The sequence below is a fragment of the Pyrococcus yayanosii CH1 genome, from assembly GCF_000215995.1.
In the GTDB taxonomy this organism is placed as follows: domain Archaea; phylum Methanobacteriota_B; class Thermococci; order Thermococcales; family Thermococcaceae; genus Pyrococcus; species Pyrococcus yayanosii.
In genome coordinates, this window is the sequence record NC_015680.1 from 491,859 (window position 1) to 504,700 (window position 12,842).

Annotated in this window: 16 protein-coding genes and 1 tRNA gene; 7 read left to right on the forward strand and 10 right to left on the reverse strand. The window is 50.1% G+C overall.

Annotation, left to right across the window (positions count from 1 at the left end):
• Positions 1-3 precede the first annotated feature (3 nt).
• From PYCH_RS02885 to PYCH_RS02900, 4 genes are all read right to left on the reverse strand, one after another.
• Positions 4-498 carry a Gins 23 protein gene (locus PYCH_RS02885; protein WP_048058177.1) on the reverse strand — a complete coding sequence of 165 codons (495 nt, stop codon included), beginning with the start codon at positions 496-498 and terminating at the stop codon, positions 4-6.
• 67 nt (positions 499-565) lie between these two features.
• Positions 566-1,078 carry a metallophosphoesterase gene (locus tag PYCH_RS02890; protein WP_013905335.1) on the reverse strand — a complete coding sequence of 171 codons (513 nt, stop codon included), beginning with the start codon at positions 1,076-1,078 and terminating at the stop codon, positions 566-568.
• Positions 1,075-2,109: an RNA 3'-terminal phosphate cyclase gene (rtcA, locus tag PYCH_RS02895; protein WP_013905336.1), complete on the reverse strand. Its 1,035-nt coding sequence runs from the start codon at positions 2,107-2,109 to the stop codon at positions 1,075-1,077. The genes PYCH_RS02890 and rtcA overlap by 4 nt, the downstream gene beginning before the upstream one ends.
• The gene (locus PYCH_RS02900) at positions 2,109-3,263 is read right to left on the reverse strand and encodes a hypothetical protein (protein WP_013905337.1); all 1,155 of its coding nucleotides are present in this window, start codon (positions 3,261-3,263) and stop codon (positions 2,109-2,111) included. Before PYCH_RS02900 ends, rtcA begins: the two co-directional genes overlap by 1 nt.
• Positions 3,264-3,376: 113 nt before the next feature.
• On the opposite strand from PYCH_RS02900, the gene PYCH_RS02905 reads away from it, so the two are divergent.
• The 3 genes from PYCH_RS02905 (at position 3,377) to PYCH_RS02915 (ending at position 4,900) form a co-directional block, all read left to right on the forward strand.
• Positions 3,377-4,423: a M42 family metallopeptidase gene (locus tag PYCH_RS02905; RefSeq protein WP_048058179.1), complete on the forward strand. Its 1,047-nt coding sequence runs from the start codon at positions 3,377-3,379 to the stop codon at positions 4,421-4,423.
• A 39-nt stretch (positions 4,424-4,462) separates the two neighbouring features.
• Positions 4,463-4,550, forward strand: a tRNA-Leu gene (locus PYCH_RS02910).
• Between the two features lie 17 nt (positions 4,551-4,567).
• Positions 4,568-4,900: a nascent polypeptide-associated complex protein gene (locus PYCH_RS02915; protein ID WP_013905339.1), complete on the forward strand. Its 333-nt coding sequence runs from the start codon at positions 4,568-4,570 to the stop codon at positions 4,898-4,900.
• On the opposite strand, the gene PYCH_RS02920 is transcribed toward PYCH_RS02915, so the two are convergent.
• From PYCH_RS02920 to pyrE, 3 genes are read right to left on the reverse strand one after another with little or no spacing between them, the layout of a single operon-like run.
• A complete protein-coding gene (locus PYCH_RS02920) occupies positions 4,884-6,254 on the reverse strand; it encodes a hypothetical protein (RefSeq protein WP_048058180.1) in 1,371 nt (456 codons plus the stop codon). The genes PYCH_RS02915 and PYCH_RS02920 overlap by 17 nt on opposite strands.
• Positions 6,223-7,713, reverse strand: a complete 1,491-nt coding sequence (locus tag PYCH_RS02925) for a HEAT repeat domain-containing protein (RefSeq protein WP_013905341.1) — start codon at positions 7,711-7,713, stop codon at positions 6,223-6,225. The genes PYCH_RS02920 and PYCH_RS02925 overlap by 32 nt, the downstream gene beginning before the upstream one ends.
• 44 nt (positions 7,714-7,757) lie before the next feature.
• A complete protein-coding gene (pyrE, locus tag PYCH_RS02930) occupies positions 7,758-8,312 on the reverse strand; it encodes an orotate phosphoribosyltransferase (RefSeq protein WP_013905342.1) in 555 nt (184 codons plus the stop codon).
• A gap of 153 nt (positions 8,313-8,465) precedes the next feature.
• Here pyrE and PYCH_RS02935 point away from each other — a divergent pair, with 153 nt between their 5' ends.
• From PYCH_RS02935 to PYCH_RS02945, 3 genes are all read left to right on the forward strand, one after another.
• Positions 8,466-8,759, forward strand: a complete 294-nt coding sequence (locus PYCH_RS02935; RefSeq protein ID WP_013905343.1) for a 50S ribosomal protein L21e — start codon at positions 8,466-8,468, stop codon at positions 8,757-8,759.
• Between the two features lie 6 nt (positions 8,760-8,765).
• Entirely contained in the window at positions 8,766-9,128 is a 363-nt protein-coding gene (locus PYCH_RS02940; protein ID WP_013905344.1) for an RNA polymerase Rpb4 family protein, read from the forward strand.
• Positions 9,129-9,227: 99 nt separating this feature from the next.
• On the forward strand, positions 9,228-9,476 hold the full coding sequence (locus PYCH_RS02945; RefSeq protein WP_148236185.1) for a hypothetical protein: 249 nt from the start codon (positions 9,228-9,230) through the stop codon (positions 9,474-9,476).
• 8 nt (positions 9,477-9,484) lie between these two features.
• Here PYCH_RS02945 and PYCH_RS02950 read toward each other — a convergent pair whose 3' ends face one another.
• Positions 9,485-10,099: a hypothetical protein gene (locus tag PYCH_RS02950; protein ID WP_013905346.1), complete on the reverse strand. Its 615-nt coding sequence runs from the start codon at positions 10,097-10,099 to the stop codon at positions 9,485-9,487.
• A 66-nt stretch (positions 10,100-10,165) separates the two neighbouring features.
• Between PYCH_RS02950 and PYCH_RS02955 the strand changes: the two genes are divergently transcribed.
• Positions 10,166-10,936 (forward strand): geranylgeranylglyceryl/heptaprenylglyceryl phosphate synthase, encoded by a 771-nt coding sequence (locus PYCH_RS02955; protein ID WP_013905347.1) that lies wholly within the window; start codon positions 10,166-10,168, stop codon positions 10,934-10,936.
• Here PYCH_RS02955 and PYCH_RS02960 read toward each other — a convergent pair.
• Together PYCH_RS02960 and PYCH_RS02965 are read right to left on the reverse strand one after the other, a co-directional pair.
• The gene (locus tag PYCH_RS02960; protein WP_013905348.1) at positions 10,917-12,128 is read right to left on the reverse strand and encodes an ATPase domain-containing protein; all 1,212 of its coding nucleotides are present in this window, start codon (positions 12,126-12,128) and stop codon (positions 10,917-10,919) included. The genes PYCH_RS02955 and PYCH_RS02960 overlap by 20 nt on opposite strands.
• A 45-nt stretch (positions 12,129-12,173) precedes the next feature.
• Positions 12,174-12,776: a hypothetical protein gene (locus PYCH_RS02965; protein ID WP_013905349.1), complete on the reverse strand. Its 603-nt coding sequence runs from the start codon at positions 12,774-12,776 to the stop codon at positions 12,174-12,176.
• Positions 12,777-12,842 lie beyond the last annotated feature (66 nt).

Here is a 12,842-nt window from a genome sequence, read left to right on the forward strand (position 1 = left end):
AAATCACCTCTCGCCGAGCCACTCGTTCCTGATGCGGGACATCTGGAGATATATCCTCCTTTCTTCTGGAGAGAGGCGGGTGAGTATCTCCATACTGCCAGGCCTCAGCCTAACGGCCTCAAGGATCTTCTTGAATCTAAGTTCCTTGAGGTGGTTGTATTTTTTCTTCAGGTTCGTGAGCTTCGCCATCTTTGTGTTTATTACCTCGACGCTTTCTCCTGCCCTTTCACGGATATATCGCTCAAGGTAATAGATGTAGAACTCCGCTCGCTCATAGAGGCCCTCTGGGATGGGCGTAAGGGGTTCACTTTTTCTCTCCTCGCTTATAACTTTGTCTATCTCTCCTATGACCTTCTCAACCTCATCCAGAACCTCAACCACTCCGCTCTCCCAGAGCTCCCTAGCCTTCCAATCCTCCAGAAGTATCATATCTCCTTCTTTCCAGCTCCCAAAGGACCTGATGACCTTGACTGGAATCAAGGCCTTGCCCGTTAGCATCATAAACACCGGAGGTGGATGGAGGGAGAGGGATTAAAACGTTTGCTTGCCCAAAAATGATGATCAATCAAAGGCTCATCAGGCCAATAATATCACCTGTTTCAAGGTTTACTATTCTAACCTCCCTCTCCCGAATGTCCAGGATGGCAACACTCTTGATTCCGGTTAGATAACCGCAGACCTCTCCGGGATTCACAATTATTGTTCTCCCGACTTCCTCTATCCCCTGCCTGTGGGTGTGGCCCCTTATTACGATGTCGTAGAGCTGGCTCTTGGCGAGGGCCTCGATTAGCCTCTCGTCGGTTCCGTGAATGACCACAGTCTTCATGCCCCCTATATCAAGGACGAGGATTTCATCCTTTATGCCAAGGGTCCTCTTTAGACCCTCCCTCTCGCCATCGTTGTTCCCGAAGACGCCCTTAAGTGGTGCCTTGAGTCTAGAGAGCTCCCTGGCTACGAAAGGAGCCACGTAGTCACCCGCGTGGAGGACGAGGTCAACCCCCTCGCGGTTGAAGAAGTCGACGGCCCTCCTTATTGCCCCCAAATTATCATGGGTGTCGCTCATTATCCCGACCTTCATATCTCTACCCTCCTGACTACCTTAACCTTGCCTGGCTTTCCTATTTCCCCCTCGACTTCAAAAACTTTCCCGAAGAACTTCTCCACGACCCACACATTCGTCACGAGGTGCCTCGTGACCTCGGCAACTTCAATCTCGCCGCCGGTGAAGGCCAGAAAAGGTATCAGCTGATCTCCAAGGAACTTGTCAACGCACGCCCCCTTCTCCAGCTGGGATAGGAGCTCCTCGGCAGCCTCCCTTCCCACCTTCTCCGCCGGCTTTCCCCTTTCCCCGAGGGCGTCTCCTCCGAGTCTCAGGCAGTCCGTCTCTGCCCAGACAACTATTCCGCTCCCGGGCCCGAGGGAGCGAGAAACTTCCGTGGCTATCTCTACAGGGGCGTCGTAGAACTCCCTAAGCCTTTCTCTGGCGGCTCTTGCCTGCCTTTCGGCGACGTGGGCTGGAAGGTTGGTGGCGTGGCTTATACCTTCAAAGCCAATGACCTTTCCGAGCTTCTCCACCCGCAGAGGCTTCTTCTCCATCCATGGTTCTACCTGGCCGACGACGAGGCCCCCTCCCTTTGGGTAATGGCCACGCCGCCTTATTTCGAGCTTAGCCCTGAGACCCATCCTATCCAAGGCGAAGAGCGTAACGTTCTTCAGGTAGTCAACGGGGGGCGACCAGGGGACGTCCGTTCCACCTGTTATCTCAAACTCAACCTCCCGCTCCGCAAAGGCCGCGGCCGGAAGAAGGGCCTGGAGGACAAGGGTTATGCTACCCGCGGTCTTTATCGGAACCCGGACTTTTCCACCTTTTAATTTTCCGGGATGGAACTCCAGCTCCCGCGACCCTACACTCGCTCCCTTCACCCTCGCTCCGCTCAGCTCCTTGAGGGCTAGTATCGCGTGAAGGTGCTGAGGCCTCAAGCCGGGATTCAGCCTGTTGGCTCTGATGTTTATTATCCTTACAGGCGTACCCGTTATTGCAGAAAGAGCTACGGCAGTCCTCAGTATCTGTCCTCCGCCCTCACCGTAGCTTCCGTCTATCGTTATCACTACACACCACCGGTTACTATGTTGGCCACCTCCTTTAAAAGCTCTAAGTCTGCTTTCCTTCCCCTACCGACAAGCTTTTTCCAAAGGTTTTCGATTATTTCAACACCGAGAAATGTCCTGAACTCCTCAGGGAACACTTTCATGGCGTCACCTGAAACAGTTATTCCGAGCCTCTCCGAGAGGAGCTTGGAAAAAGTCTCCTCGTCAAGGGGCGGTAGGTTGATTCTTACCGGGAACTTCAGGCCTGAGTATCTTCCCGGCTCTTTGGTGTCGATTACCAACGTGAAATCCAAAGGAATTCTCATAAGGACATTGTTTAGTCTGACCTTGATTTCCCCCCTTCTCTTGATCTTAAGTAGCATTCTAACGAGCTCCCTGGGAGGTTCCGTAAGTATAAGGAACCCTCCGGAGGCCTTCAGAAACAAGGGTGCCGAGTATATCTTTTCTTCGATCTTCTTAAAAGAGAAATCATCTACGTCGTCGACGTGAGCGTCCCAGTGAACGATAGGGGGCTTTACCACGACCTTATCGAAGTGAGAGCCAAGGACTTCGTGGATCTCCTCATCAAATACTCTAATTATCACTTCGTCCTTCTCCACGAACCTCGGTATAAGGACCCTACCCTCCACGACTTTCCTGAGGAGGGAGGGAAGATCAAGCTCGACGGCGTTGAGCACCATGGCATCTTCCCTTAGGGCCAGGAGCTGTAGTCTCCTCGCGTATTTCTCTGGAAGCTCTATATGATCAAAGTTCAACGTTACTACTTCTTCGACCTCAGTTCCCTCTCTAAGCTTTCTCATCCTCTCAAGAAATCTCCTGCTAACCGCCGTTATCTGATAGAGCCTGTCAACGTCATCGAGGTATAAGAGGCCGTTAGAGACGAGCTTGAGGCCAAGCCTCGCGAGCATCGCGGAGAGCTCTTCTTCTGTTCTCGTGCTTATAACCTCCTTACCTGAGACGTCCTCGTATCCTTCATGAATCAGCACGAAGTCGGATGGATGAAGTTCATTCTCCGAAAAGAAGTCATCTAACACGGTGAGTGCCAACTCCTTTGTCAGGGCGTAGACCTTTACGAACTCGATTTTTCCGTCCCGCGTCATACCCGCTAGGACAAGGGAGTCCCGCCTTTCTTTTGGAGTGGTTATATTCTCCATCGGGCATCCCATTATACCTTTGCGAAAAATCCTTAATATCATTTAGCCTGCGGAAAGCCTTAAATAGGGGTTGGAAAAACATTTAGATGAAAATCTTAATGGAGGCGGTGATCATGGTGGACTACGAGCTCCTTAAGAAGGTCGTTGAGGCTCCGGGCGTTTCTGGATACGAGTTCCTTGGCATAAGGGATGTCGTCATAGAGGCCTTCGAGCCCTACGTTGATGAGATAAGGGTCGACAAGCTCGGAAACGTCATAGCCCACAAGAAGGGCAGTGGGCCTAAGGTCATGCTTGCGGCACATATGGATCAGATTGGCCTTATGGTCACCCACATAGAGAAGAACGGCTTCCTCCGCGTCGCGCCGATAGGGGGCATTGATCCCAGAACCCTAATCGCCCAGCGCTTCAAGGTCTGGGTTGACAAGGACAAGTTCATCTATGGAGTCGGAGGCTCAGTTCCACCCCACATCCAGAAGCCCGAGGACAGGAAGAAGGCTCCTGACTGGGACCAAATATTCATAGACATCGGTGCTGAGAGCAAGGAAGAGGCCGAGGAGATGGGCGTCCGCATAGGCACCATAATAACCTGGGACGGCCGTCTTGAGAGGCTTGGCAAGCATCGTTTCGTCAGCATAGCCTTCGACGACAGGATAGCCGTCTATACCCTCATCAAGACCGCGCAGGAGCTAGGCGAGACTGATGCTGACATATACTTCGTTGCAACTGTCCAGGAGGAGGTAGGTCTTAGGGGCGCAAAGGTTTCGGCCTTCGGCATCGAGCCAGACTACGGCTTCGCCATTGACGTTACAATAGCCGCTGACGTTCCCGGAACACCGGAGCACAAGCAGGTTACCCAGCTTGGCAAGGGAACTGCTATCAAGATAATGGACCGCTCCGTCATCTGCCACCCGACCATCGTCAAGTGGATGGAGGAGCTCGCCAAGAAGTACGAGATACCTTACCAGTGGGACATTCTCCTCGGTGGGGGAACTGATGCAGGTGCAATACACCTCACTAAGGCCGGCATCCCGACTGGAGCAATTAGCGTTCCGGCCCGCTACATCCACTCCAACGCCGAGGTCGTGGACGAGAGGGACGTGGATGCTAGCGTCAAGTTGATGGTTAAGGTGCTCGAGCACATCCATGAGCTCCAGCTTTAGCAACTTTTTTAAGCTTCCTCCTCCCTTACCTCTTCTCGGGCGGGGGTGCCCGAGCCTGGCCAAAGGGGCCGGACTTAAGATCCGGTGCCGTAGGGCTGCGCGGGTTCGAATCCCGCCCCCCGCACCAGTTTTAGGTGATGCTCTATGCTCCCTATGAATCCAAAACAGCTCAGGAAGCTTATGAAGCAGATAAACATGGAGGAGCTCGAAGGAGTTAGCGAGGTTATAATAAGGATGGGGGACAGGGAAATAATCATAAAGAACCCGACGGTGACAGTAATAAAGGCCATGGGAGAGAAGAGTTACCAGATTCTCGGAGGCGTCGAGGAGGTTAGGGAGCTTCTGAAGATTCCGGAGGAGGATATAAGGCTCGTGATGGAGCAGGCTGGGGTTGACTATGAGACTGCGAAGAGGGCATTGGAGGAAACGAAGGGGGATATAGCGGAGGCGATAATAAGGCTCACGGAGGGGCAATAAAGCTCGCTAACTTCATCGTCAATCTCTTCTTAAGTTCTGGCTCAAGATCTTCAATTTCCCTCTCGTGCTTTTTAATGAACTCCAGGGCCTCGGGGGTAAGTCTATCCATTTCAACGAGCCTCCTAACGATCTCCTCAATGAGCCCGAGGTTCTCCACCCTTGAAAGTATTGCCTCGGCGAGCTCTAGGGCTGCCCCTACTTTCTTGGGATCTTTGGACTCCAAGTATTCGAGTATTGTCCTTATGGCCTCGTCCATCAGGGAGGAGTAATTCACTGCGAGCTCACCGAAGAGCTTGGCGGATGTCGATTTTATCCATGGGTTGTCGTGGAGAAGTAGCTCCCTAAGCTGGGGTATGAGCTTCTCGGCATCGTCCCTCTTTATATAACCGGCGGCATTGGACAGGACCCAGAGAGCGTCCAGCTTCGTTAGCAAATCCTCCGAGAGGAATATCTTTATGACGAGCTTAAGGACCCCATAATCCCTCCTGGCAAGCTCTAGAACGGCAGGATGCTGTTCTCTCTCGAACATCTTCTTTATCATGCCTACCGAATACTCGGGAAGCTCCTCGACACTCGCTGGTTTGGTTTCTCCCCTAAGGTACTCATCTATCCTCTCCTTTGCCTCCATAGCCTTCTTTCCAAGGGATGACGAGCTGAGCTCTTTCGAAGCTCTTTCAAGACTTGCTCTGGACAGTAGCTCATTCCTGTCCACGGCAACCTCGACGATGCGGAGTGCGGCTCTCCTGACGATAGGATCTTCATTGTTCAAGAGGTCAAGCGCTAGATTGAAGGCTTCCTCCATTATCTGAGGGTTCTTGGTTCTCGCAACCATTTCCCGGAGGACCCTGAGGACTGCAACCTTCTTATCCTCCGATGAGCCTCGGATAATTGCCCTTATCCAAGAGAATATCTTTCTTGCTACAGTCAGTATCTTGGCACCTATTGCCGCGAGACCCTCAGCAGCGTATTCATTTATTGGGACAGGCTTATTCTCGACGGTCTTCATTAGGAGGGAGGAAAGCTCCTCGCTAGTCTTCTCGTCGAGCTCCACGAAGGTTATTATTGCGTTTATAGTTTCAACGGTCTGAAGAACAACGGACTCCTCTTTATCGTCTAAAAGGTCTATGAGGCTCGGAAGAAAAAATTTGACGTCCTCTAAGGAAAGCTTTCCTCTAGATGCCAGTTTCTTTATTATATAGAGAGCCCCTTTTTTCAAGAGGGGGTCCTTGTGATGTAAAAGCTTCTCAAGGTCAAGGAGAGCCTCTCTATTAGATTCAACGAGCTCCACAGCCTTCCTAAGCCTCCAGCCCTTTATGTATTCCTCAAGAATCTCGGCGTACTTCACCTTTATCATCCTCCTCAAGGAGGGTGTTTATCAGGTCAAGGATGTAAATTATAAGCTCTTTTTCCTCATTACCTGCCTTTCCGTATACCTCGCTGAGCTTGTGGAGGAGTGCCTCAAGTATCTCTCTATCGAGGGAGAGGAGTTCCTCAGCGGAGAGGGCATAGAATTTTAGAATTGGTAATCTAATGTTTGGATCATTCAATCTTTTTATCGTGAGTATCATGGCGGCCCTGAAGAGTTCTTTTGTTGAGGAGCGGGATGTTATCTCCTTTATGAGTTCAAGGGCGGCTTCGATAGTTTTTCTGTCTGAAGACTTTAGCATGAGATCGAGGAGGGAGATTATGTATTCCTTCGTCCCCGGGTATAGGGAATAAATCTCAGCGAGCGTCTTGGCTGCCGTTGTTCTGATCCAGGGGTTATTACTCCTCAAGAAGTCCCCGAGGATAGGCAGTATTGAGTAGGCCCTCGTGGGGCCAAGAAAGCCAATAACTCTGGATATTACCCAAAGCGCGTCCGTTCTCCTTATGTAATCTTCAGAGGACAACAGCTCTATAATTCTGTCGAGAATGACATCGCTCTTCTTTGCCATTTCGGCAACTATTTCATGTTTGTCTTTATCAAAGAGATTTTCGATATCTTCTATCCCGAATTCATCAGGGAGCGTGTCTTCTGCCTCTTCTTTCGAGATAACTTTCATGAGGGCGTTCACCTTAGACCCAGGAGTATTTCCTCCGGCGATGCTTCTCACCTTCTCCTTTAGGGTGTTGAGAATTCCCGAGGATATCCGACTTCTCTGGACAGTTACTATTCTCTCAAGGGAGGAAATTGCTCTCTCCTTAAGGTAGACATCTTCAGAATCAAGCAGGCTCGCAATTTCTGAGACCGCCTCGTTCAACACCTCCTTGTCCTTGGTTCTGCTTGCTATTTCGGTGAGGGCCGTCATAGCGGCGCTCTGCACTTCCCTATCTTTACTTCCCTTTATCAGGGATACAAGGAGCTTTATTATCTTCTTCGCGACCCTTGTTAGAGCTGCTCCAAGTATCCCAAGGCCTTCCGCAGCGTACTCGCTTGCTATTCCACGGCCGGAACTCACTACATTCATCAGAACCTCCATTATCCTGTCGTAGTCTTTTTCCTCAAGCTCAAACTTCTCAAGGATTACATTAAAGAGCCTTACTGTGTCTAAGGTTAACTTTTCGTTATCGTCTTCCGTAAGAGCCATTAAGTCATCGAGCAGGGCCTCAACGGTTTCTTGTTTAATTTTGTTCTCCTTAACCAGCTTCTCTATTAGATATATTGTGTTCCCCTTGACGGCCGTATCCTTATCGTGAAGCAACTTTTTAAGGAGTTTTTCTGGATTTGAAATCCGCTCAAGAGTTTCAACGGCCTCTCTAAGCCTCCAATTTTTGATGTCATTCCGCAACTGGTTAAAATTTACAAGGAAAAACTCTCCCTCAGCTGCCAGCATACATCCCCCACTAATACACTACTACCCCTTAGGCAATATTAACTTTAAGGTTCGCTTTTCTTACTTCTCCTCTCAAAGAGCTCGCTAACTAGGATTAATGGATGCAACTGAAGACCCTTTGCTTCGAGGTTCTCTCTAGCTCCCTCCTCCCTGTCAACGACGACAAAAACCCCCACAATTTTGGCCCCAGCTTCCCTAAGAACCTCTGCCGCCCTGAGAACGCTTCCACCTGTCGTTGTCACGTCCTCAACGAGCAGGACTTTATCCCCCGGTTTAACTTCTCCCTCAATTTGCTTGCCTGTTCCATGCTCTTTCTTCTTCTTCCTCACTATGAGCAGGGGCTTTCCAGACTTCAGTGCCACGGCGGTGGCTATCGGGACCGCGCCTAGTTCGGGACCAGCTACCTTGTTGAAGTCAAGGCCAAGCTCCTTGGCTTTTTGAATTATAAGCTCCGCTATGAGCCCAAGGGCTTCGGGGTTCGTTATGAGCTTCTTAACGTCTATGTAGTAGTTGCTTTCCTTTCCAGATGTCAAGATGAAGTGGCCAAACTGTATGCAACCTTCCTCGAATATTAGGTCTATAAGGCGCTCCCTGCTCATATTCTCACCTAAGGCTAATTAGGGGAGAGATGTTTAAAAACCATCAGGTCGACTGAAAACTTTATAAACGGCCCCCATGAACCACACACGAGACGGGGTAACGACCCCGTGGGTGCCGAGTTGTGGTTTTAAAACCTCTCAGAGGTGATTGGAATGGTTCAGAAGGCTCACAGCTTTAGGAGAAAGACCAGGAAGAAGCTTCGCAAGCACCCGAGGAGGAGGGGCCTTCCCCCGCTCACCAGGTTCCTCCAGGAGTTTGAAGTTGGCCAGAGGGTTCACATAGTCATAGAGCCGAGCTACCACAAGGGCATGCCTGACCCGAGGTTCCATGGAAGGACAGGAGTCGTCGTTGGAAAGAGGGGTGACGCCTACATAGTTGAGGTGACGGATGGGGGCAAGGTTAAGACGCTCTTCATTCATCCAGTTCACCTAAGACCCCAGAAGTGACGAGCCATGATAGGCAGGAAGAGGCTTGCTGAGAGGTACATAACGATAGCAGAGGCCAAGGAGCTCCTCCTCAAAAGGCAGGAGGAGGATCTAAAGAAGGGCTTGGAGGAGCCGATGTTCTACGAGGCTAGGTTGGCCCTCGAACACGCTGAAAGGTTCGCCAAGGTTCCGGCGGAGAAGGCCAAGGAGATACGAGAGAGACTTATGTCGGAATTCGAGTGGATGGACGAAAGGCTTGCCAGCAAGATAATAGACATAATGCCTGAGGACAACTTTGACGTCCGCGTGATATTCGCCAAGGAAGAGTATCAACCAACCCCAGAGGAAGCCAAGAGGATAGTCGAAATACTTGACGAGTATAGGGAGTGACTTTTCCCTTTTATTCCTCTCGGTTCTTTTTGGCCTCGTAGTCGATAATCCACGTGAATGGAAAGGGTTTTATAGACTTTCGTTTTTAAAAACAAATCGGTGATTTGGATGAAAATCGTTGAAATAGATGTGAGGCTTCCCTGCAACAAGAGGGGAGCTCTCCTGAAGATGTTGTCTTCCAAGTTACGCGGGAAGATTAAAGAGGCCCATCTATATCCTCCTGACTCTAGGGGCTTCAGCGAGGTTCTCATAGAAGTTGAAACCGACGAAGACCCTTCTAGCATAATGTCTGAGCTCAGGAGAATACTCCATGGAGTTCCATTCAAGATAAAGGTCATGCAGGCATGAGAAAAATTTCAAGTCATGAGAATATTCTCAAGTATCTCTATAGCTTCTGCTATCCTTTTCTCGGGTTTTTCGTCCGTCTTAGGAAGCTCTAGGTTTATTATAACCCTCTCCTCCTTGCCTTCTTCCTCTATGTCATAGAGCTCCAGCTCCTCGACGTTGACGTCCTCGAACAGCGTCTCGAGCTCGGGAGTCAAAAGCTTTCTATTGTTGCCGTAGACCTCCACCCTAACTACGTCGTCCCTCGAAGAGACCAGTATGGCTATTTCGTAGTCCCCGACCTTCTTGGTAAACCTGACTACGTCCCCGTAGCTCATGGACTCCTCTCTGAAGCCCATCTCAGTTAGGGCTTTCCTAATTCTCTCAACCTTGTTCTTCATCCTCCTGAGGAGCTTCTCCCTAAGCTTAGCGCTCTCCTCAAGGGCCTTCTTAATTCCCTCACCAACTCTCTCGATGTCTCCCTCCCATATGCCGATGAGCTTGAGTCCAGAGGTTGAGGACCTAATTTCCAGCTTTATCTCGTCGGTATCGAAGTCGGATAGGTCATCTATTTTGAGCTCGCCGAGACGGAGGATTTCAAACTCTATTCTCACGGAGTTACCAAAGGTGCTTCCTCTGAATTTCACAGGGCCATCACCAAATGGGGGAAGTCCCGGAGTGTTTAAAAAGGTTGCTGGGGAAAGGGGCTGGGGATGAAGATGAGGATAGGCAAGGTCGAACGCCTGATACTAAATAAGTTGGAAAATAGTAAGCTCCACTTTGTGCTCATAGACCCGGATGACGTTCCGCCTAAGACCGCGGGAAGACTGGCGGCCCTCTGCGAGGAAACGGGTGTAGATGCCATAATGGTAGGGGGTTCCACCGGGGCAGAAGGAGAAGTTCTTGATAGTGTAGTTAAAGCTATAAAGGAGGCTTCAGGTTTGCCGGTTATACTCTTTCCAGGCTCCCACGGTGGGATAAGTAAATACGCTGACGCAATATTCTTTATGAGCCTGCTCAACTCGCGGAACCCCTTCTTCATAACGGGGGCTCAGGCTCTGGGAGCCTTCACGGTCAAGCGCTACGGTCTAGAACCAATCCCCATGGCCTACATCGTCGTGGAGCCGGGTGAGACCGTGGGATGGGTGGGTGATGCAAAGCCCATCCCGAGGCACAAGCCGAAGCTTGCAGCTGCATATGCCCTTGCAGGTCAGTACCTCGGGATGCGCTTGGTTTATTTGGAAGCTGGTAGTGGAGCTCCTGAGCCCGTACCCCCCAAGATGGTCAAGGTAGTGAAGGCGGCCATAGATGTGCCTCTCATAGTTGGAGGAGGGATAAGGAGGGGTGAGCAGGCAAGGAAACTTATTGAGGCCGGCGCTGACATAATAGTCACGGGAACTGCCATAGAAAAATCAAGTTCCCTTGATGAGGCTAGAAAGAAGCTCGAAGAGATAAATAGGGCAATTAAATCCGTTTGTCCTTGACTTTCTTTATCACGAACTCACAATGGGAGGCTCCTTGACCCTGGCACCTAACCTCTTTTCCTTCCCACTTCTCTCCCGTGAAATCTTCCACGAATTGGGCTATTGCACCGGCATAATTGACGTGGGCGTGGTAGGGGAACCTCTCTATTCTTGGGAAGAGATTTTTACCCCTGAGAACGATCAGCTCATCCGTCATCTGAACGAACTCGAGATGACCCCCTCCCAAGACTTTCGTCGTAGATAGCAGGCCCATCAGCGCATCCTCAAGGTTTTCGTGTTTTTTTCGAATAAGGCTACCGTATCCCTTGAACTCCCACTTACCCCATAAGTATAGGAATCTCTCTCCCTCCTCAGGTCCAAGATAATTATAAACGAACTCTACTAGAGAGGCTTCGCTCTCCTCTACGACGATTTGGACCCTCTCAGTACCCAACCACAAATTACCCTCGTCGTCAAGTTTAAGGGAATTTTTCAGGACCTCCAGATTTTCATAAGCCTCGGATAAGGGAACTATTCCGTTTTTAGCCTTTGTATAGGGGAAGCAATTCTGAGGAGATGATAGGGGATATGGAGATCTCGCAACCTTTGCGGTACCCTCCCTAACGTCAATAACGTACTCGAAGGGCACCAAAAGGGTTGCGAGATCCTTGCTCGAGAATACGTCAGAGTTCAGGGAAGCTATCGTCTGGGCTCCGAACTTCTTTATGGAGTTCACAAGCCTAACCATGACTCGAACGTAAACCTTGGGATCAGCTTGGAGCGTATAGAGGATGCTTAGGTCGTCGAGAACGAGAAAGTTGTAACTATCCCTCACTATGCTATCGCGGATGAGCGCGGTGGTTATGCTGAGGTCGAGAGGATTGGGGAGGACATTTTCTTCTTTAGATATGGGGGTTGGGAAGTAGAGGTTTGAAAATCCGTCTATTATCTTGAGCTTACCTTCCTCGACAGCCTTCTCGTAGTCTATCCCGAACGATTTAAGCCACGAAAAGAGATGGCTTGGCTCTTGTCTAAATTCCACAAGCAGAATGCGGTAATCTTGACTCAGGAGGGAATAAACAAGGTTATGAAGAAAGAGCACGTTATCCCCGTCTAGGCCACCCACGACTGCCACATTGTATCCTTTTCTGAAGCCACCTCCAAGTATCTGGTCAAGTCTCTCCACGCCCGACTTTATGAACTCCCCCTCCATAACTCAGGACGAATTCACTATGGTGGTTAAAAATTTTTCTGAAGGCTAGATGTTTGCAAACTTCTGAAGGACCTTCTTGAGGATAGCTCCATGTTGATCTTCATTGTGCATCACGCTCTTCGCGATATCCTTTATCACGGGATGTTGAGCTTTCTTTTGGAGCTCTCCATAACATTTTTTCATTCTCTCTTCCATCTCAACGACCCTTGCAAGCTTCTCCCTTATTTCTTTGGCCTTATCCACGGGTAGGAGGGAGGGCTCTGGGAATCCCTTCACGAGTTCTTCAAGGACCTCCTCCGGTGGTATCCTGACTCCCAGCTTTTCAAGGTCGGGTGGCAGTAACAAGGCTGGGAGACCGGGAACTAAAGCTACGCCATTATCGAGCTCCAGAACTGACTCCCTTATGGGCTCTAGCTCAGGGTAGAAAGGCTCAAGGTGCTCTTTCAAGAGTTTAGTAGCCTCTCTATATGCCCTTTCGATTGCTAAGGCCAGTTCCCTGTGGAATATCTTGTCAACCGCGAGCCTCAAGACTACCCTCTTGAGCTCGGCATCTTCGGGATCTTTAAGTTCTTTCAAAAGGTCGATGTACTCCTTCAGAGCTCTCTCCTCTACCTCCCTTATTCCCTTAACGGTCCCCGCGAGTCCCATTCTCTCACCTCCACCTGATTTTATTAACCTTGAGTATTTAAAATTTCCGCCGGAAACCCTTTAAGG